24 protein-coding genes are annotated in these 21435 nt (G+C 66.2%); 10 read left to right on the top strand and 14 right to left on the bottom strand.

Translation table 11 applies throughout. The features are described 5' to 3' along the window. The first annotated feature begins 17 nt into the window (after positions 1-17). Genes HDG33_RS17825 through rhaS form a run of 4 tightly spaced genes read left to right on the top strand, consistent with a single transcriptional unit; the run spans position 18 to position 4673 of the window. On the top strand, positions 18-1547 hold the full coding sequence (locus tag HDG33_RS17825) for a sugar ABC transporter ATP-binding protein (RefSeq protein ID WP_184031487.1): 1530 nt from the start codon (positions 18-20) through the stop codon (positions 1545-1547). After that, positions 1544-2599: an ABC transporter permease gene (locus HDG33_RS17820; protein WP_184031485.1), complete on the top strand. Its 1056-nt coding sequence runs from the start codon at positions 1544-1546 to the stop codon at positions 2597-2599. Before HDG33_RS17825 ends, HDG33_RS17820 begins: the two co-directional genes overlap by 4 nt. Continuing rightward, positions 2592-3623, top strand: a complete 1032-nt coding sequence (locus tag HDG33_RS17815; protein ID WP_184031483.1) for an ABC transporter permease — start codon at positions 2592-2594, stop codon at positions 3621-3623. Before HDG33_RS17820 ends, HDG33_RS17815 begins: the two co-directional genes overlap by 8 nt. A 39-nt stretch (positions 3624-3662) precedes the next feature. Then, entirely contained in the window at positions 3663-4673 is a 1011-nt protein-coding gene (rhaS, locus tag HDG33_RS17810) for a rhamnose ABC transporter substrate-binding protein (protein WP_184031481.1), read from the top strand. Positions 4674-4764: 91 nt separating this feature from the next. On the opposite strand, the gene HDG33_RS17805 is transcribed toward rhaS, so the two are convergent. The 6 genes from HDG33_RS17805 to HDG33_RS17780 form a co-directional block, all read right to left on the bottom strand. Continuing rightward, a complete protein-coding gene (locus HDG33_RS17805) occupies positions 4765-5916 on the bottom strand; it encodes a CmpA/NrtA family ABC transporter substrate-binding protein (RefSeq protein WP_184031479.1) in 1152 nt (383 codons plus the stop codon). A 7-nt stretch (positions 5917-5923) separates the two neighbouring features. Next, positions 5924-6499, bottom strand: coding sequence for an ANTAR domain-containing response regulator (locus HDG33_RS17800; RefSeq protein WP_184031477.1), 576 nt, complete (start codon positions 6497-6499; stop codon positions 5924-5926). 266 nt (positions 6500-6765) lie between these two features. Beyond that, entirely contained in the window at positions 6766-7176 is a 411-nt protein-coding gene (locus HDG33_RS36975) for a hypothetical protein (RefSeq protein ID WP_221311445.1), read from the bottom strand. A 248-nt stretch (positions 7177-7424) separates the two neighbouring features. Further along, on the bottom strand, positions 7425-7694 hold the full coding sequence (gene infA / locus HDG33_RS17790; RefSeq protein ID WP_184031475.1) for a translation initiation factor IF-1: 270 nt from the start codon (positions 7692-7694) through the stop codon (positions 7425-7427). 135 nt (positions 7695-7829) lie between these two features. Continuing rightward, the gene (locus tag HDG33_RS17785; RefSeq protein WP_013092017.1) at positions 7830-8111 is read right to left on the bottom strand and encodes a hypothetical protein; all 282 of its coding nucleotides are present in this window, start codon (positions 8109-8111) and stop codon (positions 7830-7832) included. Between the two features lie 592 nt (positions 8112-8703). Beyond that, positions 8704-8922 carry a hypothetical protein gene (locus HDG33_RS17780; RefSeq protein WP_184031473.1) on the bottom strand — a complete coding sequence of 73 codons (219 nt, stop codon included), beginning with the start codon at positions 8920-8922 and terminating at the stop codon, positions 8704-8706. Positions 8923-9159: 237 nt separating this feature from the next. Between HDG33_RS17780 and HDG33_RS17775 the strand changes: the two genes are divergently transcribed. Genes HDG33_RS17775 through HDG33_RS17765 form a run of 3 tightly spaced genes read left to right on the top strand, consistent with a single transcriptional unit; the run spans position 9160 to position 10321 of the window. Then, positions 9160-9804: a transcriptional regulator gene (locus tag HDG33_RS17775; RefSeq protein ID WP_018425410.1), complete on the top strand. Its 645-nt coding sequence runs from the start codon at positions 9160-9162 to the stop codon at positions 9802-9804. A gap of 58 nt (positions 9805-9862) precedes the next feature. Beyond that, on the top strand, positions 9863-10105 hold the full coding sequence (locus HDG33_RS17770) for a DUF1653 domain-containing protein (RefSeq protein WP_184031471.1): 243 nt from the start codon (positions 9863-9865) through the stop codon (positions 10103-10105). A 21-nt stretch (positions 10106-10126) separates the two neighbouring features. Then, positions 10127-10321, top strand: a complete 195-nt coding sequence (locus HDG33_RS17765) for a YqaE/Pmp3 family membrane protein (RefSeq protein ID WP_090806541.1) — start codon at positions 10127-10129, stop codon at positions 10319-10321. Between the two features lie 54 nt (positions 10322-10375). On the opposite strand, the gene HDG33_RS17760 is transcribed toward HDG33_RS17765, so the two are convergent. Further along, positions 10376-10684, bottom strand: coding sequence for a 2Fe-2S iron-sulfur cluster-binding protein (locus tag HDG33_RS17760; RefSeq protein ID WP_184031469.1), 309 nt, complete (start codon positions 10682-10684; stop codon positions 10376-10378). A gap of 305 nt (positions 10685-10989) precedes the next feature. Between HDG33_RS17760 and HDG33_RS17755 the strand changes: the two genes are divergently transcribed. Continuing rightward, the gene (locus HDG33_RS17755; RefSeq protein WP_026226687.1) at positions 10990-11280 is read left to right on the top strand and encodes a DUF1488 domain-containing protein; all 291 of its coding nucleotides are present in this window, start codon (positions 10990-10992) and stop codon (positions 11278-11280) included. 165 nt (positions 11281-11445) lie between these two features. On the opposite strand, the gene HDG33_RS17750 is transcribed toward HDG33_RS17755, so the two are convergent. The 7 genes from HDG33_RS17750 to HDG33_RS17720 form a co-directional block, all read right to left on the bottom strand. After that, a complete protein-coding gene (locus tag HDG33_RS17750) occupies positions 11446-11979 on the bottom strand; it encodes a cytochrome b (RefSeq protein WP_184031871.1) in 534 nt (177 codons plus the stop codon). Positions 11980-12165: 186 nt separating this feature from the next. Continuing rightward, a complete protein-coding gene (locus HDG33_RS17745) occupies positions 12166-13467 on the bottom strand; it encodes an NCS2 family permease (protein ID WP_184031467.1) in 1302 nt (433 codons plus the stop codon). Between the two features lie 129 nt (positions 13468-13596). Continuing rightward, positions 13597-14091, bottom strand: coding sequence for a YaiI/YqxD family protein (locus tag HDG33_RS17740; protein WP_090806534.1), 495 nt, complete (start codon positions 14089-14091; stop codon positions 13597-13599). Between the two features lie 140 nt (positions 14092-14231). Then, positions 14232-14498 (bottom strand): DUF4148 domain-containing protein, encoded by a 267-nt coding sequence (locus tag HDG33_RS17735; RefSeq protein WP_184031465.1) that lies wholly within the window; start codon positions 14496-14498, stop codon positions 14232-14234. 214 nt (positions 14499-14712) lie between these two features. Further along, positions 14713-15483: a slipin family protein gene (locus tag HDG33_RS17730; protein WP_184031463.1), complete on the bottom strand. Its 771-nt coding sequence runs from the start codon at positions 15481-15483 to the stop codon at positions 14713-14715. After that, on the bottom strand, positions 15480-17102 hold the full coding sequence (locus HDG33_RS17725; protein ID WP_184031461.1) for a nodulation protein NfeD: 1623 nt from the start codon (positions 17100-17102) through the stop codon (positions 15480-15482). The genes HDG33_RS17730 and HDG33_RS17725 overlap by 4 nt, the downstream gene beginning before the upstream one ends. Before the next feature lie 85 nt (positions 17103-17187). After that, positions 17188-18234 carry an AraC family transcriptional regulator gene (locus HDG33_RS17720; protein WP_184031459.1) on the bottom strand — a complete coding sequence of 349 codons (1047 nt, stop codon included), beginning with the start codon at positions 18232-18234 and terminating at the stop codon, positions 17188-17190. Positions 18235-18455: 221 nt separating this feature from the next. Here HDG33_RS17720 and HDG33_RS17715 point away from each other — a divergent pair, with 221 nt between their 5' ends. Beyond that, the gene (locus tag HDG33_RS17715) at positions 18456-19589 is read left to right on the top strand and encodes an acyl-CoA dehydrogenase family protein (RefSeq protein WP_184031869.1); all 1134 of its coding nucleotides are present in this window, start codon (positions 18456-18458) and stop codon (positions 19587-19589) included. Between the two features lie 153 nt (positions 19590-19742). After that, a complete protein-coding gene (locus HDG33_RS17710) occupies positions 19743-21434 on the top strand; it encodes an AMP-binding protein (RefSeq protein ID WP_184031457.1) in 1692 nt (563 codons plus the stop codon). Position 21435 lies beyond the last annotated feature (1 nt).

Here is a 21435-nt window from a genome sequence, read left to right as displayed (position 1 = left end):
AAAAAAGGAGACACGCAGTGCAGCCATCCCCTTCCGCGGTGCCGCGACTCGAATTGCGGCACGCGAGCAAATCCTTCGGCCGGGTGCGCGCGCTGTCCGACGGCGACCTCGTGCTGTGGCCCGGCGAGGTGCATGCGCTGCTCGGCGAGAACGGCGCGGGCAAATCGACGCTCGTGAAAATTCTCGCCGGGGTGCATCAGCCCGACGCCGGCGAGCTTCTGGTGAACGGCGAGCCACGCCGCTTCGCGACGCCGGCCGAAGCGCGCGACGCCGGGCTCGCGGTCATCTATCAGGAGCCGACGTTGTTCTTCGATCTGTCGATCGCGGAGAACATCTTCATGGGCCGGCAGCCGGTCGACCGCTTCGGCCGCATCCAGTACGACGCGATGCATCGCGAAGTGGACGGACTGCTCGCGTCGCTCGGCGTCGAGTTGCGCGCGGATCAACTGGTGCGTGGTCTGTCGATCGCGGATCAGCAGGTGATCGAAATCGCGAAGGCGTTGTCGCTGAACGCGAGCGTGCTGATCATGGATGAACCGACGGCCGCATTGTCGCTGCCCGAAGTCGAGCGGCTCTTCGCGATCGTGCGCAAGCTGCGCGAACGCGACGTCGCGATTCTGTTCATCACGCACCGGCTCGACGAAGTGTTCGCGCTGACGCAGCGCGTGACGATCATGCGCGATGGCGCGAAAGTCTTCGACGCGCTGACCGCCGATCTGAGCACCGACGCGATCGTCGCCAGGATGGTCGGCCGCGATCTGCAAACGTTCTATCCGAAGGCCGATTGCACACCGGGCGACGTGCGTCTGTCGGTGCGCGGCTTGACGCGCATCGGCGTGTTCAAGGATGTCTCGTTCGACGTGCGCGCCGGCGAGATCGTCGCGCTCGCGGGCCTCGTCGGCGCGGGACGCAGCGAGGTCGCGCGGGCGATCTTCGGTATCGATCCGCTCGATTCGGGCGAAGTGTGGCTGACCGGCACGCGGCTCGACACCGGCAAGCCCGCGGCCGCGGTGCGCGCCGGGCTCGCGCTGGTGCCGGAAGATCGCCGCCAGCAAGGGCTCGCGCTCGAACTGAGCATCGCGCGCAATGCGTCGATGACGGTGCTCGGACGGCTCGTCCGGCATGGGCTCATTTCGACGCGCAGCGAAACGCAGCTCGCCAACAAGTGGGGCACGCGTCTGCGCCTGAAGGCGAGCGACCCGGGGGCGCCGGTCGGTACGCTGTCGGGCGGCAACCAGCAGAAGGTCGTGCTCGGCAAGTGGCTCGCGACCGGCCCGAAAGTGCTGATCATCGATGAACCGACGCGCGGCATCGACGTTGGCGCGAAAGCCGAGGTGTATGGCGCGCTCGCCGAACTCGTGCGCGATGGCATGGCCGTGCTGATGATTTCGAGCGAGCTGCCCGAGGTGCTCGGTATGGCCGATCGCGTACTCGTGATGCACGAAGGCCGCATCAGCGCGGAGCTCGCGCGCGCCGACGCGAACGAGGAGCGCATCATGGGCGCCGCGCTCGGTCAGGGACTGTCACCATTGGGACGTGCAGCATGATGCGCCATTCCACCCATCCCGCGCCGGTGCGGCAGTCGCTGCCGAAGCGTTCCGCCGCTTCATCGGGCGGCCTCGTCGCGAGCGTCGCGAAGAGCCGCGAAACCACGTTGTTCGTCGTGCTGATCCTGCTGATCGCGGGGACCGGGCTCGCGAAGCCGCAGTTCCTGAATCTGCAGAACCTGCGCGACGTGCTGCTGAACGTGTCGATCATCGGTCTGCTGACGGCTGGGATGACCGTCGTGATCCTGATGCGCCATATCGATCTGTCGGTCGGCTCGACGGTGGGTATCAGCGCGTACGCGGTGGGCAGCCTGTACGTTGGGTTCCCGCATATGCCGGTGCTCGTCGCGCTGGCCGCGGGGCTCGCGATCGGGCTCGTCGCGGGTGGCATCAATGCGCTGCTCGTCGCGGTGGGGCGCGTGCCTTCGCTGGTGGCGACGCTGTCGACGCTGTACATCTTTCGCGGCGCCGATTACGCATGGGTGCACGGCGGCCAGATCAACGCGACCAGTCTGCCCGACGCGTACTCGCGGCTCGCGACCGGCACGCTGCTCGGCATCCCGACGCTCGCGCTGATCGCGATCGTCGTACTCGCCGGCCTGTCGGTGTATCTGAAGCAGTTTCGCGGCGGTCGCGAGCACTATGCGATCGGCTCGAATCCGGAAGCCGCGCGGCTCGCGGGCGTGAACGTCGAGCGTCGCGTGATGTCGGGCTTTTTGTTGTCCGGGGCGATTGCGGGCTTTGCGGGCGCGTTGTGGCTCGCGCGCTTCGGCACCGTCGATGCCAGCACCGCGAAGGGCATCGAATTGCAGGTCGTCGCGGCGGCGGTGGTCGGCAGTGTCGCGATTACGGGCGGCGTCGGCACGATCCTCGGCGCGACGCTCGGTGCGCTCGTGCTCGGCGTGATCAGCATCGCGCTCGTCGTGCTGCACGTGTCGCCATTCTGGGAGCAGGCGATCCAGGGCGCGCTGATCGTCGCCGCGATCGCCGCCGACACGCTGCTGGCCCGCTCCGTCGCCAAACGCATGATGAGGAAACGCGATCATGGCTAAACCCGATTCCGCGCTGCTCACGCGCAAGCGCGAAACGCCGCTGCAATGGGAAGTGTTGCTGGTGATCGTGCTGATCGTGTCGCTGGTGTTGGGCCGCTGGCTGTCGCCGGTGTTTCTGACCGGCGCGAACCTGAGCAACGTATTCGCCGATCTGACCGAGATCGCGCTGATGGCGCTGCCGATGACGCTGATCATCGTCGCCGCCGAAATCGATCTGTCGGTCGCGTCGGTGCTGGGCGCGTCGAGCGCGCTGATGGGCGTGCTGTGGCACATGGGGCTGCCGATGCCGGTCGTGATCGTCGTGGTGCTGATCGCCGGCGCGCTGGCGGGCCTGCTGAACGGCCTCGTGATCGTCAAGCTGAACCTGCCGTCGCTCGCGGTCACGATCGGTACGCTCGCGCTGTTTCGCGGTCTCGCGTATGTGCTGCTCGGCGATCAGGCGGTCGCGGATTTTCCGGCCGCGTATACGGCGTTCGGCATGAACACGCTTGGCTCCACGTTCATTCCGTTGCCGTTCGTGATCGTGATCGTCGCCGCCGTGCTGTTCACGGTTCTGCTGCAAGCCACCGCGTTCGGCCGCAGTCTCTATGCGATCGGCGCGAATCCGACCGCCGCCGCGTTCTCCGGCATCGAGGTCGCGAAGATCCGCTTGCGCCTGTTCGTGCTGTCGGGTCTCGTCAGCGCGCTCGCGGGCATCGTCTATACGCTGCGCTTCACGAGCGCGCGCGGCGATAACGGCGAGGGCTTCGAGCTGTCGGTGATCGCCGCGGTGCTGTTCGGTGGCGTCAGCATTTTCGGCGGGCGCGGCTCGATGGTCGGCGTGCTGCTGTCGCTGCTGATCATCGGCGTGCTGAAGAACGCGCTGACGCTCGACGACGTATCGAGCGAAACGCTGACCATCGTGACGGGCGTGCTGCTGCTCGCGTCGGTGCTGATTCCGAACCTCGTCGCGCGCTGGCGGGCGGCACGCGACCGGCGTTTCATCGCGAAGTCCGCCGCCGCTTCTTCTTCATCCGCAACCTAGCTTCCCCTCTCTGTCCAACAACAACGCAGGAGACACTTCATGTTCAAACCTCTACGTCACACCGGCATGGCCGCGCTCTGCGCTGCGTTACTCGCGATCAGCTGCGGCGGCGCGTTCGCCGCGGAACTGAAAAGCGGGCTGAAGATCGCGTTCGTGCCGAAGCAGATCAACAACCCGTACGAAGTGATCGCCGACGACGGCGGCCTCGCCGCGATCAAGGAATTCGGCGGCGTGGGCAAGGCGGTCGGGCCATCGGATGCGGGCGCGTCGTCGCAGGTGTCGTACATCAACACGCTGATCACGCAGCACCAGGATGCGATCGTGATTGCCGCCAACGATGCGAACGCGGTCGTGCCGTATCTGAAGAAGGCGATGGGTCAGGGCATCAAGGTCGTCACGTTCGACTCCGATACCGCGCCCGAGGGCCGCCAGCTGTTCGTCAATCAGGCGAACGCCGAAGGCATCGGCCGCGGCCAGGTGCAACTGGTCGCGAAGCTGATGGGCGGCGAGGGCGAGTTCGCGATTCTGTCGGCGACGCCGAACGCGACGAACCAGAACACCTGGATCAAGTGGATGCAGGAGGAACTGAAGAAACCGGAGTACTCGAAGATCAAGCTCGTCAAGATCGCGTACGGCAACGACGACGATCAGAAGTCCTTCGTCGAAACGCAGGGCTTGCTGCAGGCGTATCCGAACCTAAAGGCGATCGTCGCGCCGACGACGGTCGGCATCGCGGCGGCGGCGCGCTATATCTCGTCGTCGTCGAGCAAGGGTAAGGTGGCGGTGACGGGCCTCGGCACGCCGAACCAGATGCGCGCGTTCGTGAAGAACGGCACCGTGACCGCGTTCCAGTTGTGGGACCCAAGCGAGCTCGGCTATCTGGCCGCGTACGCGGCGGCGTCGCTCGCGTCGGGCAAGATCACGGGTAAGGAGGGCGAAACGTTCGACGCCGGCAAGCTCGGCAAGCGCACGATTGGCGCGCACGGCGAAATCATTCTCGGGCCGCCGACCACGTTCGATGCGAGCAACATCGACAAGTACAACTTCTGAGCTTCGGCAACGCCGACTGTCCACCTGATCGCCGTTGGCGGGTCGTGGGCAGTCAGCGCAGCGGATCTCGGGGATTTCGCGTGCGGTCCGCTCAGCGGCGGATCGCAAAACGCCGCGCATAAGCGGCGGATGGTGAGCCGCTTCCCCACACCGCGCCATCGATCAGTTCCCTTGTGACGTCCTCGCCGGGCACCGGCACGTTCACGCGTGCGGCGGCCTCGCGATACAAGTGCGTCTGGTTGATGCGCGCGGCGAGCGCGTCGTAGTCGTTGTGCGCATCGATGATCCCCCAGCGCTCGAACTGCGTGAGGAACCACGCGCCTTCGAATGGATGCGGATAGTTGACCGCGCCGTCGTCGAAGAAACGCATCGGCAGGCGGCGCGGGTTCGCCGTGTCGAGGTGATCGCCGAGCCGCGCCGCGATCAGCGTCTCGTCGATACCGATGTAATCGGGCCGCGCGAGCCAGCGGGCGATCTCGTCGCGATGCCCGGCGCCGTCGAGCCAGCGGCACGCTTCGAGCACGGTCTGCACGAGCGCGCGCGTCGTGCGCGGATGCGCATCGACGAAATCGCGTCGGCAGGCGAGCACTTTCTCGGGATGCTCGGGCCACACCTCGCTCGAATAAGCGATCGTTTTGCCGACACCATGCGCCTCGGCCATTTCATTCCACGGCTCGCCGACGCACAGACCGTCGAGCCGGTCTTCGGCAAGCGCGGCGACCATTTGCGGCGGCGGAATCGCGACACTGTCGATGTCGCGCAACGGATCGACGCCTTGCGCCGCGAGCCAGTAGTACAGCCACATCGCATGCGTGCCGGTCGGGAAGGTGTGCGCGAACACCGGCTTGCGGCCGAGCGTCGCGAGCGCCTCGCGCAAGGTCCCATGCTTCGCGAGCGCATCGGCGAGCCGATTCGACAGCGTGATCGCCTGGCCGTTGCGGTTCAGCACCATCAGCACGGCCATGTCGGTGCGCGGGCCGCCGAGGCCGAGCTGCACGCCATACACGAGCCCGTAAAGCGCGTGCGCGGCGTCGAGATCGCCGGCTAGCAGCTTGTCGCGCACGGCGGCCCACGACGGCTGGCGGCACAGTTCGAGCGTGAGCCCGTGCGCATGGCCGAACTCGAGCAGCTTCGCCGCGATCAGCGGCGCCGCGTCGGACAACGCGACGAAGCCGAGCCGCAGATGGGTCTTTTCAGGCGGCTCCGCAAAGGCCGCGGCGGTGACGGAAGTGGCTGGATTCATGAGCGCATCATTTGAGCGAGCCGGCCGACGCGACGACCTCGCGCGCCACCTCGGCGAGTTTGACGCCCTGGTTCATCGCGCGTTTGCGCAGACTCGCGTAGGCGGCCGGTTCGGTGAGTTTCTGCTGATCCATGAGCAGGCGTTTCGCGCGATCGATCAGCTTGCGCTCGGCCAGTTCGTTTTCGGCCTGCGCGAGCCGCTCGCGCAATTGCGACTCCTGTGCGAAACGCGCGAGCGCGACTTCGAGAATCGGCGCGAGCCGCTCGGTCGCGAGGCCTTCGACCAGATACGCGGTGACGCCCGCGTTGACCGCTTGGCGGATCAGTTGCTGGTTCGCGTCGTGGCTGAACATCAGCACGGGGCGCGGCGCGGTCGCGTGCATCACGGCGAGCTGTTCGAGCGTATCGCGCGACGGCGACTCCGTATCGATGATGATGACGTCGGGCCGCTCGTCCTGAACCGCGCGATGCAGCGCCTGCGGCGTCGCGGTGCCGGGGAGCATTTCGCAGCCGAGACAGGCGAGCGCATCGCGCAGATCGCCGATCGGTTTGTCGGTGTCGGTGACAAGGAGAACACGCAGCATGGAGTCGAGGGAAGGGACATCTGACTATCAGTAGAGCAATGGATATGCCAGCCTTCGCGCGACGGGGCTTGGCGAGGTGTGTGAGCGCATTCGCGCGAATGGCGGGGATCGATCGGGTCTTTTGCGGGCGATCGCTGCGAATCTTCCGCGAAAGAGGTGACGCGGCCACGCTGGTCGCGCTGCACCGGCGAGGGGCATGCAGGACAGCGGACGCCCGATGCACCGAAGCGGCGCATCGCGTTCGTCGCGGCCGCAGCCTTGGAGCCTTAAAGCCAGCGCGAATAACTGCGCGGTGAAAACAGCAAGGTCACCGCCATCATCGCGGCGATGCAGCCGGCGAGCATGATCCACGCGGCGACGAATCCGCCGCTCCAGCCGCGCACGATGCCGGCCACGAGCGGCGCAACCGCCGCGCCGAACGCGCCGGCGCCCATTGCGACCACCGGCAGACTGGTCAGCAATGACGTGCCGTAGAAGCTCAAGCCGGTCGCGTCGCGAATCGCCGTCATCAACGGGCTGATCGAGGTCAGCAGCGGGTGCAGATGGGGCTGGAGGAGCGGGTGGTCGAGCAGGTGCGCAAAAGCGCGGGTGGGGAGGATTTGGGGGCGGTGTTTGGAGTTTAGCGAGACGTGCTGCGACGTGCGTGGTCGCCGAAGCGGCGTGCCGCCAGATTCCAATCAAGACTCCGCGCGTGTTGCGGCGTACGACGTTCGCGCATGCGCTGGAGAGCATCCCGAATGTCAGGGAAGACGTCTATTTCACGCGCTTGGGCGGCGAGGCTGACGTAGCGCGTTCAAGCAGAACGCGGAGTCGGAAGGTATGGCGCGAGTCTGTCGGGCCTCGCGCTTTCGCATGGGTTCGGGCGGGCTGCCCGCATCGCCTGCAACAACATCACAGGTACGCAGGGCGGCGCCGTGACCCCTGCTTACCTCCGCCGCGCCGCTTGCCGTGGCGCACCGCCGCCACTCGCACGCTCGTCCTTGTGGCGGAAATTGATCCGCCCCTTGGTCAGGTCGTAGACCGACAATTCGAGCGTCACGCGATCGCCCGCGAGAATACGGATATGGTTCTTGCGCATGCGCCCGGACGCATAGGCGCCGACCACGACGCCGTTGTCGAGCGTCACGCGGTAGCGGCTATCCGGAAGCACTTCGTCGACGATACCGTCAAGTTCAAGCAGTTCTTCTTTCGCCATGCATCACTCCTGGTCGATGGGATAAAGGGGAAACCGGCCGCAGGCATTGCGAGCGGCGCGACTGTGGATTCGTTTGAAAAGCAGCGGCGCCCGAAAGCACGCTGCGCGACATGAGTGACGCGCCGATGACGCCGCTCAAAGATCGGTGACCGACTGACCGCTCACCTGGCCGTCGATCAGCCGTTCCGCATGCGCCATGCACGCGATGCGCGCCTTGCCCATGCCGTCGAACGGAAACAGATACTGCAGGCGAAAAACCCGGCCGTCGGCCGCCGGATTGGCGCCGACGCGGCAGATGCGCACCGAAGCGTCGTAACCGGCGCCCGGATTGCGGGTCGCTTGCGCGCCCGCGGGGCGGCGCGGATAAACGAGCGGGTGAATTTCGTAACCCTTGTAGGTCTTGACTGCTGAATTCATGAGAAACATGTCCTGTATTGCGTGGTCCACGCGCCGCGTGCGGGGCGCTGCTTCCGGCAACGCTCCTTTGACGCGTCACGGCGCGGACCGGCGGCGCAGCACCGATGGGCGCGCCGCGTTAAAAATGGTTGGCACAGGCCTGCTAGACCCGGCGGGCTCAATGACAATGGCTCGAGCGGTCGCGCGAAAACGCGGATTCGACCGAAAAAACGCTGAAGCGGCGCGTCAATTCGGGCGCCGGACGCATGATGCTGAACCGCTCGGTGTACTTCTCGCGACGGCGAATGCGGGCGGCGCATTGCCGGAGTGACGGGATCGCCGATAAAGGGCGGTCGAACAGTCGGGGGTGGTGCGGAGATGCCGGGTTGAGACTGCCTGGTGCTGCCAGTGCTATATGGGTGCGAGGTATAACTATTGCAATATGATGCCTGAAATAGCCCTGATTGGATAGTGCAAACTTCAGCGCACGACCGGAACGCCCGACTGGCGGGGCTTCGCGGGCGGTTGGCGAAGTCGTGTCGGAGGCGGGACGGGCGACTGACGCGCGAGTGGCGCGAGTGGCGCGCGCGAGGCTCCTATCCGAACGCGTGCGTCAGCGCGACGTCTCGGCGACGCGCTTCTGCAATTCGCGCGCGGCCGCCAGCGGCAGGCGCGCATCGTCCCAGCCGGTCAACCATTCGATTTCCTTGGCCGTGAAGACCTGACCATGGTTGCGCAGCGCGTACTGCAGCGAATCGATGATGTGGTTGCGAATGATCTCCGGCGTGCGCTTGTCGTCGAGCACGGCGCGAAGCGCTTCGAGTGTGGCCATCGGTTGGCTCCGTTCGGTTGGGTGTCGGCGGATCAGTGTTTATCGCACGAAAAAAATGCGCCCGCGAGGTAGACAAAATTGCCGTCCGGCGTCGAGTCGCGGCGCCGGCGCGAGGCCGCTACAATGGCGACTTCCTGAATCGCGGACCGAGCGGGCGCGCCGGCGTCCACTGCGGGCATCTGGCTTCGTCGTCATCCGCTATCGCGCGCCGCCTCCTTCGAACCTCGCGTTTTTTCCATGCGCAACCCGAACGTGTCTCCTGTCAAAGACCTGCTGCTGAAGCGCTACGCGCCGATCGCCGACGGCATCGCCGCGCTGCTCTATCCGTGCGCCGAGGTGGTGATTCACGATCTGCGCGATCAGACCATCGCGTATCTGGTGAACAATCTGTCGCGGCTCGAGGTGGGCGCGCCGTCGGTGCTCGACGACGCGCACTTCGCGGCGCGCGGCCAGACCATCGGCCCCTACGAGAAGCTGAACTGGGACGGCCGCCGCATGCGCTGCGTGAGCAACATCCTGTTCGACGACGACGGCAAGCCCGCCGGCATCCTGTGCGTGAACTTCAACATCGCGGTGTTCGAGGATGTGCGCTCGACGCTCGATCTGTTCATCAAGGGCGGCGCGATGACGGACGCGCCTGCCGACGATCTGTTCCGCGACGACTGGCAGGACCGCATCAACACGTATCTGCACACGTGGCTGCGCGACCGGCAAATCGGCATCAATGCGCTGACGCGCGAGCACAAGCGTGAAATCGTCGAGGCGCTGCACGCGCAGGGCGCGTTTCGCGGCCGCAGCTCGGCGAATTACGTGGCCGCGGTGCTGACGATGGGCCGCGCGACCGTCTACAAGATCCTGAAGCAGATGAAAGAGGGCGGCTGAGCTCAGGCGCGCCGTGCTTGAAAATGCATCGACGACGCCCAAAATAAGGACAGACACCATGCGCTACCGACACTACAAAGGCGGCATTTACGAACTGGTCTGCGAGGCCACGCTCGAATCGGATCCGACGGTCACGATGATCGTCTACAAGGCGGCCAATGGTACGATCTGGACCCGTCCAGCGACGGTGTTTTTCGAGCTGCTTGAGCAGGAAGGCATCAAGGTGCCGCGTTTTGCGCCGCTCGATGAGTTCAACAACGAGGCAGATGCGTCCCCCGCGGACTCACCCATGCTGCCGTAATCACAGGAACAGGAAAACCGAATGCGTCTTTTGCTTGCCATCATTCTGCCGTGGCTGCAGTTTTTCACGATCGGCCGTCCGTTTGCGGGCATCATCTGCCTGATTCTGCAAATCACGCTGATCGGCTGGGTGCCGGCGGCCATCTGGTCGGTGTATTCGCTGAGCCAGTACAACACGGACAAGAAAATTGCCCGCGCAATGGGCAACGGGCGGTAAGACACAGCGCGTGAAAGCGTCGGCTAGCGGGGCGTCAGGCCCCTACGCTCCCGCTCACTGTGCCGGTATCGCGACCGCATCCGGCACTTCGATCACCACGTCGGTTTCCGCGACCGCCACGCACGGCAGGATATAACCGTCCGCCTTTTCCTCGCGGCTCACGCCGGGCCATTCAATCGAGTAGCGCACACGCCCGGACGTCATCCGGCACAAGCATGTTCGGCACGTGCCGTTGCGGCACGAACGCGGCAAACGCACATTGGCGAAAGCGGCGGCTTCGAGAATCGTCAGCGAATCGGGCGCTTCGAAGCTCTGGCCGAGCGGTTCGACGCGAACGACAGGCGGACGGGTGGGGGCGGACATCGTGCAGGTCAATGACTAGGTGCGCGACACTTTACACGGGATCGGACACCGCTTTATGCGGCGCCGCAACATCGGCGCGTCAGTCGCGCCTTCAAGAAAAAATCGGGGAAATCTTGCACCTGGCCCGAACTCGTCTAAAGTAAATCAATTCACCTCCGCGTGGCGCGAACTGACGATGCCGCGTCGAGGCGACGGCCCGCGTCGGCTGCATGGGACAAGGAGGAACGAGCGGCGGACGCGATAGCAAGCAATCAGCGCGTGCATTACCCGAGCGCATCGTGCGCGCACTCTTCCAGGTGACTCCCATGCAGATCCAATTCCCGAACGAAGCCCCTGAATATTCAGGTCGCGAACTTACTTTGGCGTTTCCGGCAATGGTCGATGGGCAGAGGGTGGAGTGCATGATCACCGCGGAAGCGCTCGAAGATCACTTCGGCGCCGCGTCCCCCCGGCTGGAGGACATGATCGTCGCGTTCGACGCGCACCGGCCGCGCATCGAGGCCGCCACGCGCCGGCTGTTGTCGGAAACGCGCGCGCAGTGTCTCGTGCTCAGAAGCGGTTACGTGCGGTTTTACGAGGCGAACTGGCGTAACTGACCGATCTGAAATTATCGGCTGGCTATCGGTACCGAAGCTTCGGCAAGCGCGACTGCTGCCGAAGCGCGAAGTTCGGATTCACCCGTGCCGCTGCCGCTGGCTGGCCTGAGTGCAAGCCGCGACCGCGTGCAATGCATCGGCGGCATGCAGCCAACTCCATTACTTTCAAATGATCCGGCGCAGCACCCGATCCTTGAACACCACATGGTGCGCGATCGCCGCGAGCGCGTGCAGTCCGATCACCCAATAGAACACGTTGCCGAGCCACTCGTGCGCGTCCTTCAACAGCGGCCGCGCGATCGCATCCGCACGCACCAGCGTGAAGCTGATGTCCGTCCATGCGAGCGGCACCGGCCGCCCGCCCGCATTGACCATCAGCATGCCGAGCAGCGGCTGGGCGAAGATGAACACATAGAGCGCGAGGTGCGCGGAGCGCCCGAGAAAAGCGAGCAGCCGATTGCTTTCGAGCTCCTCCGGCGCGCCGGCCCACAGTCTCCACAGCAGCCGCAACACGGCCAGCCCGAGCACCAGCGTGCCGGCCCAAAAATGCACGCCGGTCCAGAACGCGCGGCTGTCGGAGCCGCGCGGGCCGCGGATTTCGATGGCCAGATAGGCCAGCGCGACCAGCAGAAAAATCATCCAGTGGAAGAAAATCGCGGGCTTCGTGTAGCGGTCCGTCGTGCGGTTATATGAGGACATCAAGGCTCCTGGGGTGGCGACCCGTGCCGCTGCGACCGAGTCGATCGCGACCCGGTCGATCGCGACCCGGTCGATCGCGACCCGGTCGATCGCGACCCGGTCGATCATCATTCGAAACATCGGATGATAAACGGTCCCCGAACCCGACGACACATTCGATCCCCCTGCCGCGCGAGCGCGACCTCCTCATTCGCTGCCGAGATAGAAATACCGGAACAGGAAAATCGCCGCGATGACCCACACGACCAGCTTCACCTGACGCGCCTGGCCCGTCAGCAGCTTGAGTCCCGCGTACGAGATGAAGCCGAACGCGACGCCGTTCGCGATCGAGTAGGTGAACGGCATCAGCAGCGCGGTCAGCGCGGCCGGCACGACTTCGGTCGCGTCGTCCCACGGCAGGTCGACCAGTTCGCGCAGCATCAGGCACGACACGTACAGCAGCGCGGGCGCGGTCGCATACGGCGGCACCACTTCGGCGAGCGGCGCGAAAAACAGCGCCGCGACGAACAGTACGGCGACCGTGATCGCGGTCATGCCGGTACGGCCGCCGGCCTGCACGCCCGATGCGCTTTCGATATACGCCGTCGTCGACGAAGTACCGAGCATCGAGCCGGCGAGAATCGCGGTGCTGTCCGCGAGCAGCGCGCGGTTCAGGCGATGCATCTTGCCTTCCACCAGCAGCCCCGCGCGGTTCGCGACGCCCATCAGCGTGCCGGTCGCATCGAACAGCTCGACGAGGAAGAACACCAGCACCACGTTCAGCACGCCGCTCGACAGCGCGCTGCGGATATCGAGCTGCAACAGCGTCGGCGCGATCGACGGCGGCGCGGACACGATGCCGTGAAACTGGTTGCCGCCAAAGAAAAAGCTCAGGATCGTCACGCCGACGATACCGATCAGGATCGCCCCGCGCACGCGCATATGATCCAGCGTGACGATGCCGAAGAAGCCGACCGCCGCGAGCACGACGTGCGGGTCATGCAGATTGCCGAGCGTGACGAGCGTGGCCGGATTGCCGACCACCACGCCGGCCGACTTCAGCGAAATGATCGCGAGAAAGAGACCGATGCCGCCGGTGATCGCGATGCGGATCGAATGCGGAATGCCCTTGACGATCACCTCGCGCACGCGGAACAGCGTGACGATCAGGAACAGGCACCCGGAGATGAACACCGCGCCGAGCGCGGCCTGCCACGTGTAGCCCATGCCCTTGACGACCGTGTATGCGAAGTACGCGTTCAGGCCCATGCCGGGCGCGAGCGCGATCGGGTAGTTCGCGTACAGACCCATGATCAGCGACGCGAGCGCGGCCACGAGGCAGGTCGCGACGAACACCGCGCTCTTCGGCATGCCGGCGTCGCCGAGAATCGCCGGGTTCACGAAGATGATGTAGGCCATCGTCAGGAAAGTGGTCACGCCGGCTAGCACTTCGGTGCGCAGGTTGGTGTCGACGGCGTCGAAGCCGAAGTAGCGGTTGATCGAGTCCATGTGGCGGGTTTTCTCTCTTTCGTCGTTCAGACAGTGTTTTTGTCATCGAGGCGGCGTTACGGCGGAATTGTAGTCACGAATGGCAGCGCCCCGGCGCCTGTGGCGGCGCCAGCAGGCCGCCCGGGCCCGTCAGGCGGGCGGTTTGCCGTGCGACTGTGGCGCCTGCGCATCACCGCGAGGCGCCTGACGCGCGAGCCAGCGATCGAGTTCGCCAGCAAACGCCTTGCCATCGCGCGCGCTGAAGGCGGCCGGCCCGCCCGTGTCGACGCCGCTCGAGCGCAACTGGTCGAGCATCGAGCGCATGCGCAGCCGTTCTTCGATCGTGCCGGGCGTGTACCAGTTGCCGCGCGGATCGAGCGCGTGGGCATTTTTTGCCAGCACGGCGGCGGCGAGCGGGATGTCGGCGGTGATCACGAGGTCGCCCGCGACGACGCGCTCGACGATCAACTGATCGGCGGCGTCGAAGCCGGCCGGCACCTGGATCGCGCGGATCAGCGGCGACGGCGGCACGCGCAGGAACGAATTGGCGACCAGCGTCAGCGGCATGCCGGTGCGGCGCGCCGCGCGATAAAGCATGTCCTTGACGACGGCTGGGCAGGCGTCGGCATCGACCCAGATTGGCATGGTGCGGGTTCCGGCTGTGTGCGGCTGGTTTGCTGCGTGAGGAATGGAGGGACCGGATGATACCTTGGCGCGACGCAAGCCGTGCCATGCCGCTCGCGGCGGGCGGCATGCAGGCTGCGACTACGCAAGCCGCGACCGCCTTACTGCACGGCCGTCGGGGCGTTGCCTTGCTGCTGCTCGCGGTGTTGCGCGACGATGCGGCCCGCGCGCTGCGCGTTCTCCGGATAGTTGATCCAGTCGAACGGGTCGTAGCCGGCGGCAAGCCATTCCGCGAGGTCAGTGCGGACCTGGGCGCGCGTTTTCGGCGCCGACGGGTCGGCGGGCTGCGTCACCGCTTGCGCGTAGACGGTGCTGATACCCACGGCGGCCAACAGCGCGCCGAGTCCAATGCGGGAAGACAGTTTCATGGCGGGCTCCTGCGGAGCGGAAAAACAGCCGGACCTGGTGGTTTTTCGGTGCGCCGGGTAAGGCGGTACAAGCAACGCACCACTTCTGCCGGTAAATCGAACCCGCCGCGAGCCTCGTTCGCCACGTCAGCGCAAGCAACGCGCAAGCGGGCGGGTATGCCGAAACGTCGACGCTAATCCGCGCCGAATGGATGTCCTGACAAATATCGTCCTATCACGCCGATGGCTTGTTGAAGCGTTCCAGCCCCGCACTCACGAGGTCGATCGGCAGCGGAAACACGATCGTCGAGTTCTTGTCGGCGGCGATCGTCACCAGCGTCTGCAGATAGCGCAACTGCATCGCCTGCGGTTGCCGCGCGAGCGTCTGGGCCGCCTCCAGCAACTGCTTCGATGCCTGCAACTCGCCTTCCGCGTGAATCACCTTCGCGCGCCGTTCGCGCTCGGCTTCGGCCTGACGCGCAATCGCGCGGATCATCGTTTCATTGATATCGACGTGCTTGATCTCGACGATCGATACCTTGATGCCCCACGCGTCGGTTTGCGAGTCGAGCACTTTCTGGATGTCGGTGTTCAGCTGCTCGCGCTCCGACAGCAGCTGGTCGAGGTCGTGCTTGCCGAGCACCGCGCGCAGCGTCGTCTGCGCCAGCTGGCTGGTCGCCTCGAAGTAGCGCGCGACCTGGATCACCGCCTTCTCCGGATCGACGACGCGGAAATACACGACCGCGTTGACCTTGACCGACACGTTGTCGCGCGTGATCACGTCTTGCGTCGGCACGTCGAACACGATGGTGCGCAAATCCATGCGCACCGCCTGCTGCACGATCGGAATGATCAATACGAGCCCGGGCCCCTTGACCTTCCAGAAGCGGCCGAGCATGAACACGACGCCGCGTTCGTACTCGCGAAAAATCCGCACCGACGACGCAATCAGCGCGACCACGAGCAGGATCAGGATGCTGCCGAAGCCGAATGTGAAGCCGATCATGAGCGTTCTCCTTGTAAGGCGTCGACCGACGTAACGGGCACCACGGTCAGTGTGAGGCCGTTGCGCGCCGTCACGCGCACGCTCTGACCCGGCGCGGCCGGCGTGGTGCTCGAGACGCGCCAGCGCTCGCCGTGCACGCGCGCCCAGCCGGCCAGCGGGCCGCCCGCCGCGTGTTCGGGTTCGGGCAGCAAGCCGCCGTCCAGCACCACGCCGACGCAGCCGATCAGCGCCTCCGAGCCCGTCACGACCGGCCGCCGCCGCGCGCGCAGCGCGAGCCGCGACACGCCGAGCACGAACGCGACGCTGAACACGACGACCGCGGCGATCAGCGGCACCGGGATGCCGTAGCCGGGCACGTCGGTATCCATCAGCATCGTTGCGCCGACCACGAACGCGACCACGCCGCCGAAGCCGAGCGAGCCGAAGGTCGGCAGGAACGCTTCGCCGATCAGGAAGGCGATGCCGAGAAAGATCAGCCCGAGGCCGACGTAGCTGATGGGCAGCATCTGCATCGCGAACAGGCCGAGCAGCAGGCTGATCGCGCCGACTACGCCGGGCAGCACGAAGCCCGGATTGGCGAATTCGAAGAACAGGCCATACATGCCGAGCATCAGCAGAATCAGCGCGACGCTCGGATCGGTGATCACGGCGAGAAAGCGGCTGCGCCAGTCGGGTTCGAGCGTGATCAGCGGCGCATGCGCGGTGTGCAGCGTGACGCTGCCCGCGCTCGTGACGTACGTGCGGCCGTCCAGCTGGCGCAGCAGGTCCGGCACGTCGCGTGCGACGATATCGACGACGTGCTGCGCGAGCGCGTCCTCATCGGACAGGCTCACCGCTTCGCGGACCGCGCGCTCGGCCCACTCGGCGTTGCGGCCGCGCATCTGCGCGAGGCCGCGGATGTAGGCGGCGGCATCGTGGACCTGCTTGCGCAATTCGGTCGATTGGGTGTCGAGCGGCAGTGCGCTGGCGGCTTCGGATGATGCGCCGGGTGACGCAGGCGCGGACGCGCCGCCAGGCGGCGTGCGCATGTCCGGCAGCGCCGGCGTACCTGGGGTGGCTGGCGTTACCGGTGGGCCGCCGGCGGGCGGCTCGTTGCCGCCGATGCCCATCTGGATCGGCGTCGCGGCGCCGAGGTTGGTGCCCGGCGCCATCGCCGCGATGTGGCTCGCGTAGACGATGTAGGTGCCGGCGCTGGCCGCGCGCGCGCCGCTCGGCGCGATGAAGGTCGCGACCGGCACCGGCGAGGCGAGGATCGCCTTGATGATCTGCCGCATCGACGTATCGAGGCCGCCGGGCGTATCGAGTTGCAGGACCGCGAGCTGTGCGCGCTGGCTGGCCGCGCGCTGCAAACCACGCACGATGAAATCGGCGGTGGCCGGTCCGATCGCGCCATTCACCGGAATCACGACGACGCTGTTGGCGGTCGCGGTGGCGACGTTCGCCGCGCTCGCCGCATTGGCCGCTTGCAGCGGCGCCAGCGCTTCGCGCGTCGCGAAGCCGAACGCGCATAGCACGCCGAGCACGGCGATGCCGCGCATCAAACGGCCCACGATGCCGCCGCGGATAAGCGGCCTGCGCGGACCGGACTGCCGGAGCGGGAGACGCGGAGTCGTGTTCATCGCTGACGGCCGTCGCGCCAGCCGGTGCGAACCGGCGGCGCGGGCCCCTACCCTCGATCAAGGCTGGCCTGTTGCCGCTTAAAGCTTAGTCCGATTCGGCGCGTCGCGTGAGATCGAGCCCCGCGGCCCGGGCCGGCCGGTAGTCGGTCGGGCGCATGCCGGTCCATTTGCGGAACGCGCGATGAAACGCGCTCGGCTCCGCGAAGCCGACGGCGTTGGCGATATCGGCGATGGTGCGCTGCGTGCGCTGCAGTTCGGCGATCGCGATGTCGCGCCGCAGCGCGTCCTTGATCGACTGATACGTGTGGCCCTCCTGCTTCAGGTGCCGCCGCATCGTCGCCTCGGCGACGTGCAGTCGCGCGGCCATCTGATCGGCCGCGGGCCAGCCCGACATCGGCAGCGCGCGCAGCGTCTTGCGCACGCGCGCGGCGAGCGAACCCGGATTGCGGTACTTGACGATGAAGCTGCCGGGCGCATCGCGCAGAAACGGCCGCGCCGAGCGCGAAGTCTGGATCACCGGCAGTTCCAGAAACGCAGGGTCGAGATCGACGGACGACTCGGGCTCGTCGAAATACATGTCTTCGCAGAACATCAGCCGGTATTCGTGCGCGGCCGGCGGCGCGGCGCAGCGAAAGCGCGCTTCGAGCAACGGAATGCGCCGGCCGACGAGCCAGCACACGAGCCCGTACACGAGGATGAAATACGTCGCGTAAGCGAACATCGCCGGCTTGCGCGTGCCCGCGCGCTCGACGAACTTCAGGCGCACGCGCTGCGCGTCGGTGTCGATCGTCGCGCCGAGATCGTCGAGCACGAGCCGCATGAAGCCGACCGCGCGCGCAAGCGCCTGCGCGCCGTTGCGCGCGCCCAGCGCCGTCTGCGTCATCGCGATGAAGCTGCCGCTTTTCATCGGATGCGAGTCCTGGCCGAAGAATTCGTCGTCGAGCGCGCGTGCGATGCCGGCCCACAGCGCGCCGTATTGCGCCGACGATACGCGGCTTTTCGGCGACGCGAGCATCGCCGCGGCAATGCCGGCCGCTTCGGCGAGCGCTCGCGCGTCGAGGCCGCGCGCCGTCGCGAGCGCGAGCGTTTCCTCGACGAGACTGACGGAGATCGTGCCTTTGTCGCTTTTCATCGGGATTCGGCCTTTCTGGCAAAAGCGCTCAGCATGGGCTGCATCGTGGCTCATGAAGCCCCTGAAATGGCGAGACTCCATGCACGTGCATGGTAGCAGGATGGCAAAATCGCTCAGCAAGAATGAGCGGAGCGAGCATCGAACGGCGCGGGCCGCTTGCCTACACTTGCCGCATCACCGCGATCGCCAGCACGGCCGGCAGCACCAACGAGGACGCAGTCATGGACAGCTTCTACACCGACGAACAACGGATGATCCGCGACGCCGCGCGCGACTTCGCGACCGAATGCCTCGCGCCGCACGCGGCGCAATGGGATCGCGACGCGCAACTGCCGGCCGAGGTCGTCGCGCAGCTGGGCGAACTCGGCTTTCTGGGCATGATGGTGCCGGCCGAGTGGGGCGGCTCCTACACCGATTACGTCGCCTACGCGCTCGCGCTGGAAGAGATCGCGGCCGGTTGCGCCGCCTGCGCGACGCTGATGAGCGTGCACAACTCGGTCGGCTGCGCGCCGATCCTGAACTTCGGCAGCGCCGCGCAGAAAGACCGCTATCTGCGCGAGCTCGCCATCGGCCGGACGATCGGCGCGTTTTGCCTGACCGAGCCGCAGGCGGGCTCCGAGGCGAACAATCTGCGCACCCGCGCGCAGCGGCGCGACGGGCAGTGGATTCTGAACGGCAGCAAGCAGTTCGTGACCAACGGTGCGCGCGCCGGTCTCGCGATCGTATTCGCGGTCACCGATCCCGAGCGCGGTAAGCGCGGCCTGTCCGCCTTCATCGTGCCGACCTCGACGCCGGGTTTCGACGTCGGCCGGCCGGAGCACAAGCTCGGCATTCGCGCATCGGACACCTGTCCGATCTCGCTCGATCAGTGCGCGGTGCCCGAGGCCAATCTGCTCGGCGAGCCGGGCGAGGGTCTGCGCATCGCGCTGTCGAATCTCGAAGGCGGACGCATCGGCATCGCCGCGCAGGCAGTCGGCATTGCGCGCGCCGCGTTCGACGCCGCGCGCCGCTACGCGAACGAGCGCGAACAGTTCGGCAAGCCGCTGAAAGACCACCAGACGATCGCGAACATGCTTGCCGACATGGCGACGCGCCTGAATGCCGCGCGCCTGCTCGTGCATCACGCGGCACGGCTGCGCTCGGCGGGGCGGCCGTGTCTGTCGGAGGCGTCGCAGGCGAAGCTTTTTGCGTCGGAGCTTGCGGAGGAGATCTGTTCGAACGCGATCCAGATTCATGGCGGCTACGGCTATCTGGAGGACTATGCGGTCGAGCGCCACTATCGGGATGCACGGATCACGCAGATTTACGAAGGGACGAGCGAAGTGCAGCGGATGGTGATCGCGCGCCATGTTTGAGGGCGGCGTTTGAGCGCACAATAGCCTGGCCGTGGATGCTCGCCTGGATCACCGCGGCGAAAATAACCGAGCGCGCCCCGCGCCACTCGCAACTACGTTGCATGAGACCAGAGTAAGCGCTAAAGCGCTAACTCTGGTCGACAGGAGACGACGATGACAGCAGCGAAAGCCTTTCTCGAAGCGCGCGATCTGCTAGTGCGCCATCGCACCGACTACGAGCGCGCGTACCGCGAATTCGCGTGGCCCGCGCTCGGCGAGTTCAACTGGGCGCTCGACTACTTCGACGCGATCGCGCGCGACAACGACAACCCCGCGCTGTGGATCGTCGACGATCCTTCCAGCGACGGCCTGCGTCTGTCGTACGCGCAGATGTCGGAGCGCTCGTCGCGGATGGCGAACTTTCTGCGCGGCGCGGGCGTCGGCCGCGGCGACCGTGTGCTGCTGATGCTGCCGAACCGCGTCGAGCTATGGGACGTCATGCTCGCCGCGATGAAGCTCGGCGCGATCGTGCTGCCCGCCACCACGCAGCTATCCGCCGACGACGTGCGCGACCGCGTGCAGATCGGCGGCGCGAAGTTCGTCGTGGTCGACAGCGCGGAGCTGGGCAAATTCGATGCGCTCGACGTGCCGCTCACCCGCCTGTCGGTCGGTGCGCCGCGCGACGGCTGGATCGATGTTGCCGCCGCATACGAGGCTTCGCCGCATTTCACGCCGGACGGCGTCACCCACGCCAGCGATCCGCTGTTGCTGTACTTCACGTCCGGCACCACCTCGAAGCCGAAGCTGGTCGAGCATACGCACCAGAGCTATCCGGTCGGGCATCTGTCGACGATGTACTGGATCGGCCTGCAACCCGGCGACATCCATTGGAACATCAGCTCGCCGGGCTGGGCCAAGCACGCGTGGAGCTGCTTCTTCGCGCCGTGGAACGCGCAGGCCTGCGTGTTCGTGTTCAACGTCCCGCGCTTCGTGCCGAAAGACACACTCGCCGCGCTCGTGCGCTTCAACGTCACCACGCTGTGCGCGCCGCCGACCGTCTGGCGCATGCTCGTGCAGGAGCCGCTCGGCGACTATCCGGTGAAGCTGCGCGAAATCGTCGGCGCCGGCGAGCCGCTGAATCCGGAGGTCATCGAGCGCGTCAAGCACGCGTGGGGCATTACGATTCGCGATGGCTACGGCCAGACCGAAACGACCTGCCAGATCGGCAATTCGCCGGGCCAGCCGGTCGTGGCCGGCTCGATGGGGCGTCCGCTGCCGGGCTACCGGGTCGAGCTGCTCGACGCCGACGACCACCCGGTCGGCGAAGGCGAAATCGCGCTGCCGCTCGCCGACCGGCCGCTCGGCCTGATGACGGGTTACGCGAACAACGCCAACGCGACCGCGCAGTCGATGCGCAACGGCCTCTATCGCACGTCGGATGTCGCGCTGCGTCGCGACGACGGCTACTACGTGTACGTCGGCCGCTCGGACGACGTGTTCAAGTCGTCCGACTATCGCCTGAGTCCGTTCGAACTCGAAAGCGTGCTGATCGAACACGAGGCGATCGGCGAGGCGGCCGTCGTGCCGAGCGCGGACGCGTTGCGTCTGTCGGTGCCGAAGGCGTTCGTCACCGTGCGTCACGGCTACGAAGCCGGTCCCGAACTCGCGCGCGCGGTGTTCGCGTTCTCGCGTGAAAAACTCGCGCCGTACAAGCGGATTCGCCGTCTGCAATTCAGCGAACTGCCGAAGACGATCTCCGGCAAGATTCGCCGCGTCGAATTGCGGCGCCGCGAAATGGAGCGCGCAGCCGAGCCCGCGCGTCTGCCGGACGAGTATTGGGAAGAGGATTTTCCCGACTTGCGGTGAC

The organism is Paraburkholderia sp. Cpub6 (genome assembly GCF_014201065.1).
In the GTDB taxonomy this organism is placed as follows: Bacteria; Pseudomonadota; Gammaproteobacteria; order Burkholderiales; family Burkholderiaceae; genus Paraburkholderia; species Paraburkholderia tuberum.
This window is presented reverse-complemented; position numbering and strand designations above follow the sequence as displayed.